The organism is Streptomyces sp. NPDC048057 (genome assembly GCF_040653095.1).
Taxonomy (GTDB): domain Bacteria; phylum Actinomycetota; class Actinomycetes; order Streptomycetales; family Streptomycetaceae; genus Streptomyces.
On sequence record NZ_JBEZNF010000053.1, the window covers coordinates 1 to 19,718 of the forward strand.

A 19,718-nucleotide genomic window follows, 5' to 3' on the forward strand; every position below is an offset into this window, starting at 1 on the left:
CATCGAGGACTCCATGCGGCGCTGGGAGGGCACCTCGGAGGCCGATGAGGGCCGGTTAACCGGCTACTGGCCCGGAACGGCCCCGGAACAGCTGGTCAGACGCGGGATACGGGTGGGAGAAATCGGGAGTAAAGACGAATTTCGACTCAGCGCATAAAAGTGCATGACAAAGGGCGCCTGCCAGGGAAAACCCCTGGTCAGGCGGCCCTTTCTTGACGTCTAGAAGAAGCCCGGCTTCTTCGGCGAGTACGACACCAACAAGCGTTGGGTCTGTTGGAACTTTCCTGAGGGGCAGAGGGTCAATGGGTTGACTGCTGTGGGAGGTCGAGCTTGAAGCCGGGCGGCGGTTCCTCGCCGAGTAGGTGCCGCACCAGGTAGTCCCAGGTGCGTCGCTCTACATGCGCCTCAGCGTGGAGGTAGGAGTGGGAGGCTCCCGGTACGACGAGCATGTCGACGTCCCGGTCTGCGCGGATCAGGGCGTCCGCGAGTTGGAGGGACAGGGCGGGATGGGTGTTCTCGTCCATGTCCCCGAAGATCATCAGAAGTTTGCCGCGGAGTCGGTCCGCCAGCGGGCGCAGGGACCACTGGTCGTAGTCGTACGGGGGCGGCCCCCCATAGGTCTCGGCCCAGATCGCGTAGTAGCCGGCGTTCTCGTAGTTGCCCGCGGAGGCGACGCCGACGCTGAACACCTCGGGGTGGCGCAACAGGGCTCCGGCGGTGGCCGCGCCGCCGCCGGAATGGCCGGTGATGCCGACCCGTTCGGCGTCCAGGTACGGTCGCTCGGCGGCGAGTTGCTCGATGGCCGCGACGTGGTCTGCGAGGCCCACGGCCAGCCCGGGGTCACCGTAGCCGGCGTCGTGGAAGGCTTTGGAGCGGTACGGCGTGCCTCTGCCGTCCATGACGACTACGGCGAAGCCGAGCGCCGCCAGCGAGGGCGCGCCCCTCATCGGGTCCAGCAGGTAGGGGTCGAAGCCTTTGCCGGGAATCCTTGCCTGCCGGGTGATCTGGGGGCCGTTGTACACCGAATCGAGGATCGGATAGCTGGCCGTGGGGTCGAAGTCGCCGGGCAGGTAGAGCAGGCCGTGCACCTCGGTGGTGCCGTCGGCGGCCAGGGTTGTGAAGGGCTCGGGGGCGCGCCATCCCGCCCGGATGAGCCGGGAGATGTCGGCGCGTTCCAGCTCCAGCTTCCTTTTGCCGTCGTGGTCGAGGAGCACGGTGACGGGCGGGTCCTGGGGCCCTGCGTGGGTGTCGACGAACCAGCGGCCGTCGGGCGAGGCTTGGACGACGTGGTCGGTGTCGCTCGGGGTGAGGAGGGTCAGACCGCTTCCATCTAGGCGGGCGCGGCACAGGGTCCGGTGGTAGGGGTTGTCGCCCATGCCGGAGGCGAGGAACGTGACCTGCCTGTCGGCCCAGTCCAGGTGGACGATCTCCCTGACGAGCCAGTCGCCCTGGGTCACCTGGGTGGCCAGCTCGCCGCCGCGGTAGAGGTAGAGGTGCCCCCAGCCGTCGCGCATGGAGTACCAGAGGATCTCCTCGCCATGCACGCGCACCATCAACGGGTCCACCAGGGCGGGCGCGGACTGCACGATCGTGTTGCCCGTTTCCTCCAGCACGAGGGTGGCGGTGCCGGTTCCGGCGTCGATGCGGTAGAGCTGCGCCGCCTTGGCTCCGCGGGTTTCGTACAGGAACCAGATCGTGTTCTCGTCGCTCCACCAGAGCCGGTCGTTCCCGAGGGGCACGTCGTGGGAGAAGGGCAGCGGCGGAAGGTCCACGTCGGTGCGCCTGCCGGTCTCGGCGTCGATGATCAGGTGGGTGACCGCCGGAAGGGGGTCGCCGGGCATCTCGTAGTGCAGTGCGTACGCCTCGGGGCGTGCCCGCCCGTTCGGCGGGCAGAAGTCGACCATGGGGAGGACGGGCACGTGGCGCTGATCGACCCGGCAGGTGACGAAGCTTCGGTTGTTCGGCGCCCAGGCGGCCAGTGGTGCCCGCACCGCCTCGCCGTTGCGGCTGTCGGCGCGGGTGACTCTGGCTATGTCGCTCGGCTTGGCGTAGTCGTGTCCCGGGATGCCGTCGGTGGTCACCGTCTGGCCGTTGACCACCAGGTTGTCCCCGTCGAAGGTGAGGGTGTAGCGGCGGTCGGGAGAGTGGTTCTCCGCGGTCGAGTGCGAAGGAGGCTCCTGCGGGCCGCCGGGGTCCGCGATGATCCGGCGCTCTCCCTTGTGTGGCCAGACCCGGACGAACTCCGGGCCGTTCGGCGAGGTGACCTCGTACCAGAAGGAGTCGCCCTCCCAGACGGGGTTGACCCGGTCACGGAAAATCAACTGGTCGTGGCGGTAGGGGTGTAGGGCGGCGGCGCGCTGGTAGGCACGGAGCATGTGATCACTTCTTCCGGTTGCAGAGGGCGTCTTCGACCATGGCGTCGACCACCTTGGACACGTTTGCGGAGGCGCTTTCCGCCAGGGGCTGGCTGGACAGGGAGACGGTGAGGCTTCTCTTGCCGTCGGCGGTGACGGCTGTCTTGGTGGAGTAGCCGTAGTCGTCGCCGCCGTGGGACCAGTACCGGCCGCCGCACGGCAGCGTCCGGGAGAAGATGCCGATGCCGTAGCGGGCGTCTGGCCAGACCTGCTCGAAGGGCGCGCTGAGCCTGACCGTTCTCTTCATCTCGGCCAACTGTGCGGGCGCGAGGACCTCGCCGCCGAGCAGGGCGCGATAGAACCGGTTGACATCCCTGGTTGTGGAGATCAGGCCACCGGCCGCGTCGCCGTCGTAGTGGCTCGTCACATCGCGTAGCCCTTCCTTCGCGAACTCCTTGTACGCCTTGGCGTGCGGGCGCGGGACGTGGACCGCGTGCCCGCTCCAGAGGGTGCGGTCGAGTCCGAGTGGTCTGCTGATGCGGCGCTCGACCTCCTCGTGCCAGGGGCTGCCGGTGATCTTCTTGATCAGCATTCCGGCCAGGTAGTAGCCGGTGTTGGAGTAGGACCATTTCTCGGTCGGTGGCGTGAGCCGCATCGCCTTGTCGACCAGTTCCTCGTGGGTGTAGGGGTCGTACCGGTGCTCCCGGAAGTCCGCGTACGTGGCGTAGTCCGGGTAGTAGTTGGGAACCCTCGCCGTGTGCTGGAGGATCTGCCGGACCGTCATCGGCCCCTCAACCTGCTGGGGGAGCCATTTCACGACCGGGTCGTCCAGGGAGAGTTCGTTCTCCGCCACGAGTTGCAGGACGACGGTCGCGACGAAGGTCTTCGTGGTGCTGGCGATGCGGAAGTGGCTGTCGGGGGAAACCCGGCTCGGGCGCTCGGCGTCGGCCCGCCCGGCGGTGGCCACCACATCCTCGCCTTCCGCACTCGCCCGGGCCTGGATCCCGACGATGCCGATGTCTCGCAGGGCGTTCACCTGGCGCTGGAGGTCGGACTGGCCGTACCCGGGCTGCGGGACGGTCAGGAACGGGGTGGCGAGCAGCGCAGCAGCTAGGGGCAGCGTGATCGTGAGCGACATGATTCGACTCTAGGAACGCCGTTGAGCTGGGGAATCATCCGAGGGAACGGTTGGCTGGCCCGCCTTTGGGGCGACCTTCATGCCACGACGCAACTTTCGATGCGTCCTGCCTTCGGGGATCCTTTACGCTGGGCCGGCATGACGACCCACACTCTGGAATCGGTCTCCACGATGCGGCGTTGGCTTGCGCTGCGCCCGCACGTCGCCGATGTCCTGCTGGTGTGTGCGCTGATCGCCTTCGGGCTGATGCTCTGGGCCGAGCAGGGATCTTCCGCCGACTCTGGCACGATCGCGCTGGCACTGCTGCTGGTCTTCGCACAGACGGTCCCGTTGGCTTGGCGGCGCTCCTTCCCGTGGACCGTTCTGGCCGTGGTCGGTGTGGCCTATCTCCTCTACGAGGCCATCGCCCCGGTCATCGGCTACAGCGACGGGCTGTTCGTGGCCTTCGCCGGGTACGCGGTCGCGCGTTACGCACCCGCTCCGGGCAGCGCCGTCGTGAGCGTCGTGATCGCGGCTGCCGTCGTGGGGCCTGACCTGATCAGAACCCGGTTAGGCGTCCCGCCTGCGCCGGAGCCGGGACTGAACGCGCTGAGCGTGTTGATGATCGCCGCGATGACGTGGGGATTGTGGCTCCTGGGGACTGCACAGCGCCGCACCCATGCCGACACCCAGCGCTTGTACGAGCTTGCCGAACGACTGCGCACCGAGCAGGAGATCAGCACCCGCCACGCGGCCATGGCGGAACGGGCCCGCATCGCTCGGGATCTTCACGAAGTGGTCGCCCACCACGTCAGCGTCATCGCCATGCAGGCCCGTTCCACCGCCGAGACGCTCCCCGATGAACCCGGCCTCGCCACCATCGGCTCCTCAGCCGACATGGCCCTTGCGGAGATGCGCAGGATGGTCGGTCTGCTCACCGACGGCGACGAGGGCGAGCCGCAGCCCTCCCTGCTCCACTTGGACCAGCTCGCCGCCACGGCGAGGTCCGCCGGGTGCCAGGTGGAGATCGCCGTGCCGAGTCATCTCGCCGCGCCCGCTGCCGTACAGGTCTCCGCCTACCGCATCGTGCAGGAAGCCCTCACGAACGTCCTCAAGCACGCGGGCGTGACGGTGATCAAGATCCGGATATGGCACAGGGGGCATGCCTTGTCCGTGGAGGTCGTCAACGGCCCGCCGGCACCCGGCCATCAGCCGCCACCCCGATCGGGCCGCGGCCTGATCGGCATGAGCGAACGAGCCAGCCTCTTCCACGGCAGCCTCTCCACCGGCCCCACCCCCACGGGCGGCTGGCGGGTCGAGGCCCTTCTCACCTGGCAGGAACGGTGAAGCGCATCCGCCTCCTCATCGCCGACGATCAAGCGCTGATCAGGGCCGTCTTGAGGACCACGTTGACGCGGCGTGCCGACCTCGACGTCGTAGGGGAAGCCACCGGCGGTCAGGAGGCCATCGCCGCGGCCGTCCGGCTACGGCCCGACGTCGTCCTCATGGACGTCCGCATGCCCGGCATCAGCGGCGTCGAGGCCACCCGTCGCCTCCTCACCGAATGGCCGCACCCGGAACCGTCCCCACGCGTTCTGATGCTCACCACCTTCGACCTCGACGAGTACGTCCACGATGCGCTTCGGGCCGGAGCCGGCGGCTTCCTCCTCAAGAACGCCACGCCCGACCAGCTCGCCGACGCCATCAGGGTGGTCGCCGAGGGCGAGGCCATGCTCGCCCCGACCACCACCCGGCGCCTCATCAAGGCGTTCACCCGTGTGCCGCCCTCCCTCATCGAGCGGCCCACGCCGCGCAGGGACGAGCTGAGTTCGCTGACCCAGAAGGAGCTGGAGGTCCTCCATTTGCTGGCCCAAGGCTTGTCCAATGCCGAGATCGCCGACTCTCTGGGCCTGACGGAGTCGGGAGTGAAGAGCCGCATCAACCGCATCCTGACCCGGCTCGGCCTGGACAACAGGGTGCAGGCGGCGATCCTCGCCTACGAGAGCGGCCTGTTCGACCCCCAACCGGAATGATCGGTGGGTGGGGCAGACCGCAGTACTCGGCGTGGCCCTATCGAGCAGTAGCGGTTCTGGCTCAACTCCTCCTCATGGCGCAAACAGGAGTTGAGCCAGAGCCCGAGTCGTGACGGCGGTTGTACACGGGTTGACGATCAGGTGGTCAGCGGCAGGGAGCCGGGCCGCACGGCCGTCGTCGAGCTCGACCTCTTGGCGTGCGGTCACCTTCCTCAGACAAACCGTTGCGGCCTGATCGTCGGCGAGCAGCAGTTGGACCGACGCGGCCCCGACCACCGGTTGTCCCTATTCCAGGCAGGGGGGACGTCGACGCCGCCCGCTTGGCCGCCGGACCACACATCCGCCCACCCCAGGTCCGTACCCTGCGCCGCAAACTGAACCTCACCGACGACGAGTTGGCACAGCAGGCGGCCGCCTGGCGATACGCCGGCCAGGCCGGCCACCGGACCCGAACCGAGCCCTGGAACCCACCTGGAACCATCCTCGCCGCCGCCCTCGGCGAGATCATCCCCCTCCTCACCGAAGCCGGTCACCCTCAGACCGTCAGCATCGACAGCAACCGCATCACCTGCGGCAACCTGCTCCACCTCCGCTACGGCCCCGACCACCAATGGCACCCCTACCAGCCGGACGGTGAAACCCCCGCCGGACCACCCCGCGCCACACCGAGCGAAGCACTGCGCCACCTGCTCGCCCGCCCCGCAGAGCCAGGCCGAGCCTGACCGCCAGCAACGAGAACAGAGGCGCACCAACCTAGCCCTAGAGATGGACCACTCCGCCATTCAATACTCCGGGGGCTTCTGGGAAGCTGTCCAAGTGCTCACCAGGCGGCGCAGAGCCACTAGAGCTTGTTGGAGAAGCCAACCAGTCCCGGACGATGGCGGCGTTGATCGAGTTGGTGAGAGTGTGCGAACCGCGAGGTCTGTGATGGCGTCGTTTGGTTGTTCGAGCAATCCAAGGTGCGGGGGATGCTGGTGACTGGTTTGGGCTGGATGGTCGGGAAAGATCTTCCGTTCGTAAGTCTGACGTTCGTGAAGGGCATCACCGCTCTGCAGCTCCTGGAGCGGATGGGCGTCGATGCGTCGACCGTGGCCGTCCGGGATCAGGATGACTTCCTCGACGAGTTCGGAAGCGTCCTGTACGAGGGCGACGCCTACGTCGTCAGCGCCGGCCAGTGGGATGACTGGGCATGGGTCTGGGAGCATTCCAGTTGGCGGTGTTTCGAAGACCGCCAGCTGCTCGGCCGTCTCTCAACGGGTTCGGCCGCTGTTTTCCTGGCGTGGAGTGAGGGCCCGGCGGAGTTCATGTACGCCGAGGACGGCCAGCTTCTCAGCGCGTTCAGCTGGTACGCGACGACGGAGCTGACGGATCTCGTGGGGGGATCGCCCTCGCGATTCGACTCCGAGTTGCGGAAGCACGGCGCGGACCCGGATGCCGGCGACTACGGCCCTTTGACTCCACGCGATCTGTACCTTCGGCTAGCCGAGGGCGTGGGTGTCGGTGTGGATTACAACGACCTGCTCACCGAACCGGTTCTCAGCGCTCAGCTCACTCCCCCGTAGGGCTGTGGCCGTCCGGCTTCCTGGACCAGCCAGCTTGTTCGCTGCCTCAGGTCAGGCGTCGGGTCATCAACGTATCGAGGAAGATCGCCTGCGGCTCCTCGGTCTGGTGCCGCATCCTCCAACGTTTGCCTCGGTGTTGGGGCGGCTGTCGGTGTTGTCGGTGCACCGCGATCCGCCAGAATTGACGCATGTTGAGAGTCGGATCTGTTGTTCTGGGTGTCTCGGATGTGCCGCGTGCGGCCGCGTTCTGGATGGAGGCCCTGGGATACGTCCCGCGGGAAGAGATGGAAGACGATTGGGTGGTGCTGGTCCCGGCGGAAGGGGCCGGGATCCAGCTGTCGCTCGGCATCAGTGAGACGCCGATCCAGGAGCATCCGCGGATCCATCTGGACCTATACGCCGGGGACGTGGCCGACCAGGCCGCCGAGGTCGAGCGGCTGGTGTCTCTGGGTGCCCGGCGCGTTGACTGGGACCTCTATCCGGACGACGCCGACTTCATCGTGCTCTCCGATCCCGAGGGTAACCGCTTCTGCGTCATCGACACCGGTCACCACTGACGAAGCCAGGACGCAACTCCGATGGTGAAACGCGTGCGGGTGCAGGAGATCGACGACGATGAGGGGCAGCGGCTGCTGCGGATCGTCCGCAGGGGTACTGGGTCGGTGGTGACCTGGCGGCGGGCCCAGGTGGTGCTGCTGTCCGCCCAGGGCATGTCGGTGGCGAAGATCGCCAAGGTGACGTTCACCAGCGACGACCGTGTCCGGGACGTGATCCACAACTTCAACACCGATAGCTTCGACTCGCTCTACCCGAAGTACTCCGGCGGCCGTCCGAGAACGTTCACGCTGCCCGAAGGCCGCGAGATCAAGAAGATCTCCAAGTCCAAACCGGCCGAGCACGGCCTGCCGTTCTCGACCTGGAGCCTGGCCAAGCTCGCCGACTTCCTGGTCGCCGAGGGGGTGGTCGACGACATCAGCCACGAGGGCCTGCGCATCCTGCTCCGCGAGGAAGGCGTCTCCTTTCAACGCATAAAGACCCGGAAGAACTCCCGCGACCCCACGTCCGGTTGCCGCGCCCGCCCCGATCGTCGGTGCCCCGGCCGTCGACCAAGCACAGCACCTCTCCCGGCTCGGCCACCTGGACCTCGGCTGAACCACCCAGGCGTAGACGTGAACGGCGAGATGTCCGGTTGCGGACGACGGCGTACGGCAGCGCACGGGAGGTCGGCATCGACGCGGTGGATCTCAACTACTAAGTTCTCAAACGGAGATTCGAATTTTGAGGTTACGAGAAGCGATCGAATGCGTGCCGATACCGATGTTCGGGCCCCGGTGTCCCGGGCGGGGCGGCATCGTTAGCCAACACACTGTGGTCGCCTTGGACAGCGGGGCCGCGTGCACGACAGCAGGAGGAATCCGGTGAGCGACCGTAGCGCCATCGAATGGACTGAGGCGACGTGGAACCCGACCACCGGCTGCGACCGTGTCTCTTCCGGATGCGACAACTGCTACGCCCTCGCGTTGGCGAAACGTCTGAAGGCGATGGGGGCGGTGAAGTACCAGAACGACGGTGACCCCCGAACCTCCGGGCCCGGGTTCGGTGTCACGCTGCACCCCGACGCCTTGGACGTGCCGTACGGGTGGAAGAGCCCGCGGGTGGTGTTCGTGAACTCGATGTCGGATCTCTTCCATGCCCGTGTCCCACTCGACTTCGTCCGTCAGGTCTTCCAGGTCATGGCGGACACACCGCAGCACACGTACCAGGTCCTCACCAAGCGGGCTCGTCGCCTGCGCCAGGTCGCGCCGAAGCTGGACTGGCCGGACAACCTCTGGATGGGCGTCTCGGTTGAGACGGAGAACGAGCTGCCCCGGGTCGACGACCTCCGCCACGTCCCCGCGGCCGTCCGGTTCCTGTCCTGTGAGCCGCTTCTTGGACCGCTGCCCGACCTCCGGCTGGACGGCATCCACTGGGTCATCGCCGGAGGCGAGTCTGGCCCGCGCCACCGCCCGCTGGACGAAGCCTGGGTGACCGGGATCCGCGACACCTGCCAGGACGCCGGCGTTGCCTTCTTCTTCAAGCAGTGGGGAGGCCGCACCCCGAAGGCCGGCGGCCGCATGCTGGAAGGCCGCACCTGGGACCAGATGCCGCTGCCGGTCGCGGCCTGACCATGCCGTTCGTTGTGGCCGCCCCTGTCCGGGCCCGGCCACAACGGTCAAGCCGCGAGGTTCCCCGGGGAAAGGGTGATCTCACGGGTCTTCCTCACGCCCACCCCGTTGTCGGGCGTGACGCCCTGCGCATGCAGAAGCTGGACCGCCTGACGTACCACCGGCTCGGTGACCTGCCCGTAGAAGGATCCGAAAACCTCCAGCGTATGGTCGACGAGCTTGACCGGCCGCCGGGTCCGTGCGAGCAGCCGCGCCAGATTCTCGGCGATCTGAGGCACCGCCTCGGCCTCGAGCTCCTTGGGATCCTTTCGGGCCACCGAGGCCACGGAGAAGAGCGCGCCGTCGTCTTCCCGCTCCTCCACGGTCTCCCACACCGTTGCCCGGGCCCGGGCAACGGTGTCACCGAACACCCACAGGCCGTACGGGCTGCGGGTGGCGAACACCAGGCGGTACACGGCTCGTTTGCGAGGGGAGTGCGAAACCGGCACCGACTGCACGCGCATCCCGGTGCGCCGCGCCAGCCGGAGGGCGTACTCGGCCGCCACCGCGTCGATCGCATCTTCGGCTGCGCCGTCCTTGTCGCGGGAGGCCACCGCGTCGGCGAAGTACTCCCGCCACCAGGTCCCGCCGCACACGTCGTCGAACCGCTGCAGCGACTTCTCGTTGCCTTTCGGGGAGCGGACGTGGCCGCCCAGGCGCCACACGGCCATCATGCTGAAGTTCATCAGCAGTTCCGTCGCCGGCCGTCTCTGTGGGCGCTGCCGGGCCAGCACCTCTACGAGGCGGTCCTGCGGTAGGACCAGCCCACACGGGTCGAGGAAGAGGAACAGCGGCTCCCGGCGCGCGCGCTCGACGACTTGGTCAAGAACGCTGTCGACCTCACCGCGGTGGGCGTGTGCTCGCACACCGCGGGCCAAGTACTGTTCGACGACCTCCCGCAACCGGTCGAACGACTTCGCTTGGGGCTCCGAGAAGAAGCACTCCAGCGTCAAACCAGGCCGGGAACGCAGGTACAAGGCGACCCGCAGTGCGATCTCCGCGGACGCCGGCTCACCGCTCTCGTACCGGCCCTCGCCTGCGTATCCGTCCAGATAGACCACGCGCTTGTCGTACGACTGCGTGCCCGTCATCCCACCGAACTGCGGCAGGTAACGCCGCAGTAGTTCATGCTTGAACACGCTAGGCAAAGCCTTATCTGCCCAGTAATCTCCGTTGGTTCCTGACGACATCGCCCACCCCCACATTCGACGGTATCCGTCTGATCACAGATGGTGAAGCACCGTGTGGAGATCAGACAAGACCAACACCGCCACCAAGCCGCGCTGCGCCGGACCCGCCCTCGAATACGAGGTCGTGGGTCAGGATGACGGCATGACGACCTGGTTCCGCACCTACTACGAGGACGAAGATCTGTTCCTGTACTTCGAGGACGCTGACGACGGCTGGTCAACGCGACAGGTTGAGGTCCGAGGGGGGACTCGCGACCGGTGACGGCGGCCTCTCGGGAAGAGGTGCTGCACTTGCGTGATCACGCCGATCTCACGGCGATGTTCCGCTATGAACGGCAGTACGGCGTTCTCGCCGAAGGCCCCATGAACGGCTGGCAGGACCAGCCCGAGGCAGCCGAGATCTCCGAGGAGGAGTTCGAGCGACTGTGGACTGAGGCAAGGCGGGCTCTCGGCGATTCAACCTAGTACTGCAACGGTGCTTACTGTGACGAGGCTTCAACACTTGGGCTGCGGTCGCGCCGTTTGTAGTGGCTGGTACGGGCTTGGTGTTGGCGTTTGCGGCGCCAGTGGGACCAGTGCAGGACGTGGTCGGTGCTGCGGCGAACAGGTCGGGTGAGGTGGGCGATCAGCCGGCGGATTTCGGGGACGGTGAGTGGGATCAGGTCTGGCGTTCGAGCTGGTGGGTCCCCTTTTCGAGTTGCTGGGCCCGGAGGACGGCGAGGTAGGCGTGGGTGGCCATCGCGAGGGTGATGTGCCGGTGCCAGCCGGGGTAGCGGCGGACCTGGTAGTCGTCCAGGCCGCACTGGCCTTTCGCGGTCTGGAAGCACTCCTCGATCGCCCAGCGGGAGCCCGCGACGCCGATCAGCTCGTTCAGTGTGGCATCGGCGGGTGCGTAGGCGATGTAGTAGGAGACCTTGTCGGGGTCGGTGATGCTGCGGCGGGCCAGGACCCAGTGCCTGCGATCGGGCCGGTGCCACGGCCGGACCTCGACGCGGGCCCAGTCGTGGATCCGCAGACCGTGGGCGCCCTCGCCGCAGGACCGGCGCTTCCACTTCTGCCGGGTCAGGCCGGCGACGAGGTCGTGGAGGCGGTGGTCCATGGCCTGCCAGGTGACGACGGTGTCGTGGCGGGTGGTGGCCACGACGTGGAAGACGTCGGCCTGCTCCAGCTCGTAGCGCCAGCCCTTGCTGTAGCCGTAGCCCGCGTCCGCGGTCACCCAGCGGAACGGGATCCCGTCGTCGATCGCGCGGCGAACCATCGCCCTCGCGAGCTGGACCTTCGTGGCGAACTCCACCTCGTCGCCGACCCCCGCGTCCCGGCATCGCCGACGGTCGTCCGTCCAGGATCTCGGCAGGTAGAGCGCCCGGTCGATCAGGGTCCGGCCGTGCGTGCTCGCGTAGGCGAGGAAGACACCGACCTGGCAGTTCTCGGTGCGGCCGGCGGTGCCGGAATACTGCCTTTGGACCCCGGCCGACCGCACGCCCTTCTTCAGGAACCCGGTGTCGTCCACGATCAGCACGCCACCCGGGTCGGCCAGGTGCTCGACCACGTACTCGCGTATGTCGTCGAGCACCGCGTCGGCGTCCCAGTCGATCCGGTTCAGCAACCGCTGGATCCGGTCCGGGCCCCCATGGCCAACCTCCTCGGCCACCGTCCAGCCGTTCTTGCGCTCCAGCGGCGCCAGCAGACCCCGCATGTAGGCCAGCGCCGACTCCCGTGACTCGCTCCGCGCGAATCGGTGGGCAAACCGCTCATGCAACCCGGCAAGCCCGTCCGACCAGCGGCGAGCATCACCCTCGGATATCTCCCCACCCATGAACAGCCCAACGAGCCAACCCACCAACCATCACGGTAAGCACCGTTGCAGTACTAACCTGGCGGGTCGTAGTGGTCGTACTCCCTCACCGGGGAGGATCTGCTCGAGCTGGCTGCCGCGGCCGGCCCGCTCGAAACCGCCGCCGCGCTGGCCACCGCCGAGGACGCCAAGGCCGACGGGTACGCGATCGTGCTGCACCGCCTCGCCGCCGGCGCGGCCACCTGGACCGCTGATGCCCCCGCCGTGCTGGCCGCCCTGGGCCGGGCGGAGCTCGGCGCGTTCCACCTCACCGCCGGCGCGAGCGCCGCACACCGCCCCGGCGCCCTGCCGGCCGGCCCGGCCCCCGGCGGCACGCGCCGCACTCGCGCTGCGCCGCCCACCCCAGTGCTGACGGGGCTGCCACCTACTCCGTCCTGGTCGGCGGCCGGTGATCACCGGCCGCGCGCCTGGAGTTTCCCACCTCACCCGCGCGGCGAGGAGGGTTCCTTCGGTCGTCCGGGTGAGGTGGGTGCCGGTGGACGGTTGCCGGCCAGCACCTCGTCGAGGATGCTCAGCGCAGTGGCGGCGTGAGCCGCGACGAAGTCGTCGCACTCCAGGTCCCCTTGTGGAGGCGTGGCGCCGAACGGGGCCAGGCGGTGGTCGGACCGGCTGATCCAGCCGAGCAGGGGGACGCTGCTGGTGCTCATGTCCTGGGCGACCGCGTCGTAGAAGACGGGGTCGGCGGATCGGGCCGGCTCGCGGCCGTGGCAGACGAGGCCGTGGATGGCGACGTCGTGGCGGTACAGGAAGTGCAGGTGCCGGTCGCGGAGCACGGCAGCGCTCTGCTGGGGGGTGAGTTGAGGCTCGTGGACCACCTGACGGGTGCCGGCCATACGCAGCCGTCGTTCGTAGCGGGGGAGGTCTGCGATGCCGGCGATAGCGACGAAGTGGTCCACAAACGGGTAGGGACGCCACAGGTCAGGGAGGAAGTTGGGGATCAGGACCACGAGGTCGAAGGCGTCCCGGCCGTGACGGACCGCGTCCCGCAGCGGCGTGTCCTCCCGCGGACCCGACCTGGTGCGCCCGGTGTACCACTCAAAGTTCTGCTCGACCAGGTATCCCGTGCTGGGTGCGGGAGCGGAACTCCAGAGGAGTCTCGAGTACGCGCCGGGCGGCGCGGGCGAGTCCTCGGAGACCCACCGTCCTTTGACTCGCTTCATCTTCGGCCTGCGGATCTCGTTCTTGCGCTCGCACAGGAGGAGCACGCGCAGTCCGGCCCAGGCCCAGGCGGCGGCGATGCCTCGGACGACGTAGACGTGTTCGTCCAGGTCGCGTGCGAGGAACTGGACAACCTGTCCGCGCGGCTGGCGCACGGCCATGTGAGCGCGCAGCGCGGTGGTGTACTTGGCGCCCTGGCGGGCGTCGCGGCGGGCACGTTGTTCGGCGGTGGACTGTGCATTCGGCATGACGTTCTCCCGCCGGCAGAGCCACCCCTCCGTCGGCACGACGGCAGGCCGTAGTGCGAAAGTTGATGCGCGGGACTCGGAAGCCCTTGACCACGGTGCACACCCGGCGGCGTGGGCCTGGTGGCGGCGGTGAACGGCGTACGCGCTTGCCGTGGCCGACACCGTAGCGGAACGTGCCCTTCTCTCCGGTGCGACCCGTCGGCTGCCGGAAGTCGCGGAATCCCCTCTGGTCGTCCGCGCGGGGGTGAGCTCGGGTCCGGGCCAGTGCCCCCGCATCGCACTCGTCTGACGGCACCTCTCGGCACCGCGCGGGGCAGGCAAGCCGCGCGCCGACCAACGAGCGCGGGCGCGTGGGTGGGTTACTTCAGCTGGAGGATGCTGAGGGAGTTCCCGGCAGGGTCGGTGATCCAGGCGGCCCAGGCGAATCCGACGTCGGCGATGCCGTGGTCGGTGGCCAGGCCCGGCTGGTAGATGTCCTCGATCGTCACCCCGCGGACGCGCAGCGCGTCGGTCTCGGCATGGATGTCGGTGACGGTCCAGGACGCCTGGGTCTGGGTGTCGGCCGTTCCGGTGGCGCTGAGGGAGACCAGCAGGAGGCTGGGCCCGGTGCGGAAGGTGATCAGGGCGTCGTTCTCGGCGGCGATCTCCAGGCCGAGGAGGTCGTGGTAGAAGTGGCGGGCCTCGGCCAGGTCGGTGGCGAGGAGGACGGGGTTGACGGGGTGTTCGCCGAGCATCCGGATGCTCTCCTTCCGTCCGGGACCGGGGCAGGCCCGTTCCTCGTGCCGTGGTCAGGCGGTGTCGCGGTCGAGGACACCCGTCGCCTGGCCGACCTCGATGAGGTGGCCGTCGGGGTCGCGCATGTAGCAGCGGATCTCTGCGCCCCGGTCGAGGGGCGGGGTGAGGAAGTGCGCGCCTTTCGCGGTCCACTGCTCGTAGCAAGCGTGGACGTCGGCGACCCGCAGGTTGAGGAAGGCGGTCACGGTGCGGGGGTCGGCGGGCGGGCGCAGGGTGACATCGGGTTTGTCGGGGGTGGGGCCGCCGCCGGTGGCCATGGTGATCCAGCCGTTGGCGACCTTGACGATGCACGGGTCGGAGTCCAGGACGACCTCCCCGCCCAGGACCGTGGTGTACCAGTCGCGGGCCCGGGTCACGTCCGCGACCGTGATGAAGTGGGTCAGGACGAACCCCTCGGCGGGGGCCGGGAACCTCATGCTCTCCATGGCGCGCGGCTTTCTCGCTCACCGGCCCGAACCTCTGCCCGCGGCGGGCCCGGGACCTGCGTACGGCGGTTCCTCTCCACCGTAGGACGGTGCCGTCCGGGCGGCGACCGGACGGCCGGTCCGGGGGTGAGGGCGAGCTCCGGACCAACCATGCGAGGCCGCACTCGTACGCCCGCACCTGCTCGCGGGCAGCGTCGAGTCTGCGGCGAGCCGCGCGCCCAGCTCCAGCCAGTACACCGGGTCCCCCTGCCGTGCCTATGGTTCGGCCTTCGCCCAGGTGAGCCGCTCCAACTCGTGCGCTTCGTCGTCCACGATCGGTCACCCTGCGACCCTCGGACCCGACGGTGGTCCCGGGACCGGACCCGGCGGCAGCGTTAAGGGTGCGCGGCGACGCCCGGTGCGACGACTGGCTGCTCCTCGACACCGGCCGGGACTGTCTCCGCTGCCACGACCGCCGCGCCTAGCGCCGCAGGACCGCGGCCGACATCGAGACCGCGATGCCGCACACCTGCGAGGACGATCGCCGGTCGGCCACCGACCAGCAGCTCCACCAAAACGTGATCGTGGTGCCCGCGCCCCATCCGAAAACCACACCCGTCCCGATCGTCGGCGGCCCGGCCTTCGGTGACGTCGACCAAGAGCAGCCCCTCGTCTCGGAGGAGCTGACCGGCGAGCAGGTCATCGACCGGCGGGCCCGCGCCGCCCACGGCCCCGGGTGGTGTTCGACCACATCGACCAGTACGGCGAGAAGTCGGCCCGGCGCCTGTTCATCGGGCGGCTGGGTCGATCAGGTGCAGCGTCTCTCCGGGCTCGGCAAACACGTCGCCGTGGTCGGCGTCGACTCGGACTCCGGGCGGCTCGCCGTGTGCCCGGAGTCGTCCGCCTAGACGACGAAGACCCGGATCGTCACGGCCGCCAACGAGCCGGCCGGCCGCACGGTCTTCCGCACTCTGGGAATCCTCCCGCCCGGCACAATCCCCGTCGCCGAGCCGGCCGACGCTTACCGCCAGGTCGTGGAGCGGCAGAACGACGCGCCGGCCCGGACGCCCTCAGCTCCGCCGCCGAGCCGCGAAGACCTCGTACGCTGACAAGCACGCGGCCTGTGCCCGCAGACGCCCGGCCCAGCCCCGGGCCCGCTTCGGAACCGGAAGCACACACGCGACACGCGGATCACACCTAAGCCGAATGCCCGAAATTCGCCAAAACTTCCACCTCCGAACGCCCCCTCACACCGCAGCGATACGCTGACACCGCTGCTCAGACAGGTGGCGGTCGCCCTTCGGGGCGACTGAGGATCGCAACGCCGGCGTCCCGACCGCGGATCGTATCCGCTCTACGCCGGTATGGCGTAGCGGGATCACCGTGTGGGCGACGTCGGTCGCGATCGGCTTCGCGTGGTCGTCAGAGCCGAGGGCAAGATGCAGGCAACCCCGGTCGTGCTGCCCGCTTCCGTCGGGCCGCCGCGCACGAGGTGCTCGACCCCGGGGGCCCGGCCGCGGGCCGCGCGCTGTCGGGATCACCGCGCTCAACACGGGGGGCGAGGAACATCGGACCGAAAACCGGCGCTAAGCCCGTGCCACCTCGACGAGGGCTTTGACCTGGGCTTCTGTAGGGGCTGAACCTTCGGCAGTCGTATTGATCGACTGTTTGGAGGTCCGGGGTGCCGGTCGAGTTTTTGACGGATGAGCAGGCTGCCGCGTACGCCGCGTATCGCGGAACGCCGTCCCGCACGGAGCTGGAGCGTTTTTTCTTCCTGGACGACGCGGACCGGGCGCTGATCGAGTCCAAGCGTCGGTCCCACAACCGCTTGGGCTATGCCGCCCAGCTCACGACTGCGCGCTACCTCGGGGTGTTCCTGGATGACCCGACGGATGTGCCGGCGGCGGTCGTGGACTACCTCGCCGAGCAGCTCGACATCGGCAACCCGTCGGTGCTGAAGGCGTACGGCGAACGGGAGAACACCCGGCTGGAGCATGTACGCGAGCTGCGCCGCGTCCTGGAGTACCGCGAGTTCGCCGAAGCGGAGGCCGAGCTTCGGGTCTGGGTGGACGCGCGGGCCTGGACGACCGGGGAGGGCCCGAAGGCGTTGTTCGACGCAGCGGCCGGGTGGCTGCGCGAGCGGCGGGTGCTGCTGCCCGGGGTGACGACGCTGACGAGGCTGGTGGCCTCGGTTCGCGAGGCGGCGAACCAACGGCTGTGGGACACGTTGTACGGGCTGCTGAACACCGGGCAGCGGGCGGTGCTGGACTCGCTGCTGATGGTGCCGCCTGGCGAGCGGTCTCGGAGCTGGACCGGCTGCGCCGCGGCCCGGTACGAGTGTCCGGACCGCAGATGAAGTGGGCGCTCCAGCGCGCGGAGGAGATCGCCGCCCTCGGGATGGGGGACCTGGACGTGTCGGCGATCCCGCCGCGGCGGCTGGCGGAGCTGTCGAGGTACGGCGTGGACGGCAAGGCGTCGCTCCTGCGCCGGCACAGCGATTCCCGCCGTCTGGCGACGCTGCTGGCCACGACCGTCTACCTGACGACCCGGGCTGTCGACGACGCGCTCGACCTCCTGGAGGTGCTGATCGCGACGAAGCTGCTGGCCAAGGCGGAGCGCGAGACGGTCAAGGAGAAGATGAAGACGCTGCCGCGGGTCGAGCGAGCCTCTGCGAAGCTCGCGACCGCGTTCCAGGTCGTCTTCGACACCACGAGCGAGCTGGTCGACACCGACACCGGCGAGGTGACCGGCCCGCAGGTCGAGAGCTTCGAAGCGATGTGGGAGCGGATCGAGGCGGTGGTGCCCCGGCACGAGCTGGCCGCCGCGATCGCCGCGCTGTTCGAGCTGACGCCGCCGCTGGACTCCGACGCGGACGAGGCGTGGCGGTCCATGCTGGTCAGCCGGTTCGGCACCGTCCGCCCGTTCCTCAGGCTCCTGGTCGCGGTCGTCGACTTCGGCGCCACCCCCGAGGGCGGGGCCGTGCTGAACGCGCTCAAGTCGCTGCCGGACCTGATGGGCTGCAAGAAGGTCGGCCCGGCCGAGATCGACGCCGGCCTGCTCGTCGGGTCGTGGCGGCGCCTGGTGCTCTCCGCCCCGCACCTGGAGCCGGGAACGGTGGACTGGAAGGCGTACACGTTCTGCGTGCTGGAGCAGCTGCACCGGATGCTGCGAAGCAAGCAGGTGTTCGCGAGGAACTCCTCGAAGTGGGGCGACCCGCGGGCGAAGCTGCTGGACGGCGAGGCGTGGGAGCAGGCCCGGCCGACCGTGCTGGCCTCGCTCGGACTGCCCGGGGAGGCGGGCGAGCACCTGGCGGCGCGGGCCGCGCTGCTGGACGGCACGTACCGGGAGGTCGCCTCCCGGCTGCCGGACAACGCGCAGATCGTCTTCGACGACGACGGCCGGCTGCACTTCGCCGCGCTGGAGCCGGAGCCCGAACCGGCGTCCCTGCTCAATCTGCGGGCGGCGGTGAACGCGATGCTGCCCCGCGTGGACCTGCCCGAGGTGCTGCTGGAGGTGTTCTCCTGGACCTGCGCCGACCAGGCGTTCACCTCGGTCACCGGCAGCGAGGCCCGGCTGAAGGACCTGCACGTCACGATCGCCGCGCTTCTGGTCGCGCACGGCTGCAACGTCGGCTACACCCCGGTCATCGGCGGGGTCGACGCGCTGAAGTACGGGCGGCTGTCCCACGTCGACCAGACCTACCTGCGGCTCGCGACCTACCGGGCCGCGAACGCCACCCTCATCGAGCACCAGGCGTCCATCGGCCTCGCAAGCGCATGGGGCGGCGGGCTGGTCGCATCGGTTGACGGGATGCGGTTCGTCGTCCCGGTCCCCTCGGTGTACGCGCGGCCGAACCCGAAGTACTTCGGCCGTCGAGGCGGGGCGACCTGGCTCAACATGATCAACGACCAGGCGGCCGGGCTCGGCGGGAAGGTCGTGGCCGGCACCCCGCGCGACTCCCTGTACGTGCTGGACGTCCTCTACGACCGCGACGGCGGACGGCGCCCGGAGAAGATCGTCACCGACACCGCGAGCTACTCCGACATCGTCTTCGGCCTGCTCACGCTCGCCGGGTTCGCGTACGCCCCGCAGCTCGCCGACCTGCCCGATCAGAAGATGTGGCGCATCGACCGGACGGCCGACTACGGCGCCTTTCAGGAAGCGGCCCGAGGCCGGGTCGACCTGGCGCGGATCGAGCGGCACTGGGAGGACATCCTGCGGATCATCGGCTCGATCCACACCGGCGCGGTGCGGGCCTACGACGTGATCCGGATGCTGTCCCGCGACGGCCGGCCCACCCCGCTGGGCGACGCGATCGCGCACTACGGGCGGATCGCGAAGTCGTTGCACATCCTGCGGCTGGCCGACGAGCCTGGCTACCGTCGCCAGATCAAGGTGCAGGCCAACCTGCGGGAGGGTCGGCACGCGCTGGCCCGGAAGATCTTCCACGGCCGGGCTGGGCAGCTCTACCAGGACGGCATGGAGGAGCAGATCGGCGCGCTCGGCCTGGTCCTCAACGCCCTGGTGCTCTTCAACACCCGGTACATGGATGCCGCCGTCGCCCAACTCCGCGCCGACGGCTTCGACGTCCGTGACGAGGACGTCGCCCGGCTCTCCCCGTTCGTGCGGCACCACGTCAACATGCTCGGCCGGTACTCGTTCCAACTGCCGGAACTGCCCGGCGGCTTGCGTCCCCTGCGCGATCTGAGCGCCGCCGACGAGACGTGATCGAGGGCGAGCAACCGTCCTCCGTCTTCCCCGGGCCAGGCGGGTCCGTATCGTAGGCGCGAAGGTTGCT

Annotated in this window: 16 protein-coding genes and 2 pseudogenes; 11 read left to right on the plus strand and 7 right to left on the minus strand. The window is 68.9% G+C overall.

Translation table 11 applies throughout. From position 1 onward, the window contains the following. Positions 1 to 299: 299 nt before the first annotated feature. Together AB0E05_RS35395 and AB0E05_RS35400 are read right to left on the minus strand one after the other, a co-directional pair. Positions 300 to 2,375, minus strand: a complete 2,076-nt coding sequence (locus AB0E05_RS35395; protein WP_361971512.1) for a prolyl oligopeptidase family serine peptidase — start codon at positions 2,373 to 2,375, stop codon at positions 300 to 302. A 4-nt stretch (positions 2,376 to 2,379) separates the two neighbouring features. Then, positions 2,380 to 3,492: a serine hydrolase domain-containing protein gene (locus AB0E05_RS35400; RefSeq protein ID WP_361971514.1), complete on the minus strand. Its 1,113-nt coding sequence runs from the start codon at positions 3,490 to 3,492 to the stop codon at positions 2,380 to 2,382. 138 nt (positions 3,493 to 3,630) lie between these two features. Here AB0E05_RS35400 and AB0E05_RS35405 point away from each other — a divergent pair, with 138 nt between their 5' ends. The 7 genes and pseudogenes from AB0E05_RS35405 to AB0E05_RS35435 all read left to right on the plus strand — a co-directional run bounded on the left by AB0E05_RS35405 (position 3,631) and on the right by AB0E05_RS35435 (position 9,231). Continuing rightward, positions 3,631 to 4,818 (plus strand): histidine kinase, encoded by a 1,188-nt coding sequence (locus AB0E05_RS35405; protein WP_361971516.1) that lies wholly within the window; start codon positions 3,631 to 3,633, stop codon positions 4,816 to 4,818. Continuing rightward, positions 4,815 to 5,504 carry a response regulator transcription factor gene (locus AB0E05_RS35410; RefSeq protein ID WP_361971518.1) on the plus strand — a complete coding sequence of 230 codons (690 nt, stop codon included), beginning with the start codon at positions 4,815 to 4,817 and terminating at the stop codon, positions 5,502 to 5,504. Before AB0E05_RS35405 ends, AB0E05_RS35410 begins: the two co-directional genes overlap by 4 nt. A 320-nt stretch (positions 5,505 to 5,824) precedes the next feature. After that, positions 5,825 to 6,226 (plus strand): hypothetical protein, encoded by a 402-nt coding sequence (locus tag AB0E05_RS35415; RefSeq protein ID WP_361971520.1) that lies wholly within the window; start codon positions 5,825 to 5,827, stop codon positions 6,224 to 6,226. Between the two features lie 219 nt (positions 6,227 to 6,445). Further along, on the plus strand, positions 6,446 to 7,066 hold the full coding sequence (locus AB0E05_RS35420) for a DUF6461 domain-containing protein (protein WP_361971522.1): 621 nt from the start codon (positions 6,446 to 6,448) through the stop codon (positions 7,064 to 7,066). A 188-nt stretch (positions 7,067 to 7,254) separates the two neighbouring features. Beyond that, the gene (locus AB0E05_RS35425; protein WP_361971524.1) at positions 7,255 to 7,623 is read left to right on the plus strand and encodes a VOC family protein; all 369 of its coding nucleotides are present in this window, start codon (positions 7,255 to 7,257) and stop codon (positions 7,621 to 7,623) included. A gap of 21 nt (positions 7,624 to 7,644) precedes the next feature. Continuing rightward, positions 7,645 to 8,124: pseudogene (locus AB0E05_RS35430) on the plus strand (helix-turn-helix domain-containing protein); the annotation flags it as partial. A 360-nt stretch (positions 8,125 to 8,484) separates the two neighbouring features. Then, on the plus strand, positions 8,485 to 9,231 hold the full coding sequence (locus AB0E05_RS35435) for a phage Gp37/Gp68 family protein (RefSeq protein ID WP_361971526.1): 747 nt from the start codon (positions 8,485 to 8,487) through the stop codon (positions 9,229 to 9,231). Positions 9,232 to 9,278: 47 nt separating this feature from the next. Here the strand turns inward: AB0E05_RS35435 and tcmP are convergent, their stop codons facing one another. Next, positions 9,279 to 10,409, minus strand: coding sequence for a three-Cys-motif partner protein TcmP (gene tcmP / locus AB0E05_RS35440; protein ID WP_361971528.1), 1,131 nt, complete (start codon positions 10,407 to 10,409; stop codon positions 9,279 to 9,281). A 103-nt stretch (positions 10,410 to 10,512) separates the two neighbouring features. Here tcmP and AB0E05_RS35445 point away from each other — a divergent pair, with 103 nt between their 5' ends. Together AB0E05_RS35445 and AB0E05_RS35450 are read left to right on the plus strand one after the other, a co-directional pair. Next, positions 10,513 to 10,722, plus strand: a complete 210-nt coding sequence (locus AB0E05_RS35445; protein WP_361971530.1) for a hypothetical protein — start codon at positions 10,513 to 10,515, stop codon at positions 10,720 to 10,722. Between the two features lie 29 nt (positions 10,723 to 10,751). Then, on the plus strand, positions 10,752 to 10,925 hold the full coding sequence (locus tag AB0E05_RS35450) for a hypothetical protein (protein ID WP_361971532.1): 174 nt from the start codon (positions 10,752 to 10,754) through the stop codon (positions 10,923 to 10,925). A gap of 193 nt (positions 10,926 to 11,118) precedes the next feature. Here the strand turns inward: AB0E05_RS35450 and AB0E05_RS35455 are convergent, their stop codons facing one another. The 4 genes from AB0E05_RS35455 to AB0E05_RS35470 all read right to left on the minus strand — a co-directional run bounded on the left by AB0E05_RS35455 (position 11,119) and on the right by AB0E05_RS35470 (position 14,941). Beyond that, entirely contained in the window at positions 11,119 to 12,276 is a 1,158-nt protein-coding gene (locus AB0E05_RS35455) for an IS701 family transposase (protein WP_361971555.1), read from the minus strand. A gap of 461 nt (positions 12,277 to 12,737) precedes the next feature. Next, entirely contained in the window at positions 12,738 to 13,721 is a 984-nt protein-coding gene (locus AB0E05_RS35460) for a hypothetical protein (protein WP_361971534.1), read from the minus strand. Between the two features lie 359 nt (positions 13,722 to 14,080). Then, positions 14,081 to 14,455, minus strand: a complete 375-nt coding sequence (locus tag AB0E05_RS35465; RefSeq protein ID WP_361971536.1) for a VOC family protein — start codon at positions 14,453 to 14,455, stop codon at positions 14,081 to 14,083. Positions 14,456 to 14,509: 54 nt separating this feature from the next. After that, positions 14,510 to 14,941 carry a VOC family protein gene (locus AB0E05_RS35470; protein WP_361971538.1) on the minus strand — a complete coding sequence of 144 codons (432 nt, stop codon included), beginning with the start codon at positions 14,939 to 14,941 and terminating at the stop codon, positions 14,510 to 14,512. 497 nt (positions 14,942 to 15,438) lie between these two features. Here AB0E05_RS35470 and AB0E05_RS35475 point away from each other — a divergent pair, with 497 nt between their 5' ends. Further along, a complete protein-coding gene (locus AB0E05_RS35475) occupies positions 15,439 to 15,828 on the plus strand; it encodes a hypothetical protein (RefSeq protein WP_361971540.1) in 390 nt (129 codons plus the stop codon). Positions 15,829 to 16,601: 773 nt separating this feature from the next. After that, positions 16,602 to 19,648, plus strand: a pseudogene (locus tag AB0E05_RS35480) (Tn3 family transposase). The last annotated feature ends 70 nt before the right edge of the window (positions 19,649 to 19,718 follow it).

What these genes read in the sequence shown, in the direction of transcription:
- AB0E05_RS35470 (WP_361971538.1), bottom strand. Translation starts at nt 14,941, where the DNA reads ATGGAGAGCATGAGGTTCCCGGCCCCCGCCGAGGGGTTCGTCCTGACC.
- AB0E05_RS35460 (WP_361971534.1), bottom strand. Translation starts at nt 13,721, where the DNA reads ATGCCGAATGCACAGTCCACCGCCGAACAACGTGCCCGCCGCGACGCC.
- AB0E05_RS35455 (WP_361971555.1), bottom strand. Translation starts at nt 12,276, where the DNA reads ATGGGTGGGGAGATATCCGAGGGTGATGCTCGCCGCTGGTCGGACGGG.
- AB0E05_RS35400 (WP_361971514.1), bottom strand. Translation starts at nt 3,492, where the DNA reads ATGTCGCTCACGATCACGCTGCCCCTAGCTGCTGCGCTGCTCGCCACC.
- AB0E05_RS35475 (WP_361971540.1), top strand. Translation starts at nt 15,439, where the DNA reads ATGCCGCACACCTGCGAGGACGATCGCCGGTCGGCCACCGACCAGCAG.
- AB0E05_RS35465 (WP_361971536.1), bottom strand. Translation starts at nt 14,455, where the DNA reads ATGCTCGGCGAACACCCCGTCAACCCCGTCCTCCTCGCCACCGACCTG.
- AB0E05_RS35425 (WP_361971524.1), top strand. Translation starts at nt 7,255, where the DNA reads ATGTTGAGAGTCGGATCTGTTGTTCTGGGTGTCTCGGATGTGCCGCGT.
- AB0E05_RS35395 (WP_361971512.1), bottom strand. Translation starts at nt 2,375, where the DNA reads ATGCTCCGTGCCTACCAGCGCGCCGCCGCCCTACACCCCTACCGCCAC.
- AB0E05_RS35405 (WP_361971516.1), top strand. Translation starts at nt 3,631, where the DNA reads ATGACGACCCACACTCTGGAATCGGTCTCCACGATGCGGCGTTGGCTT.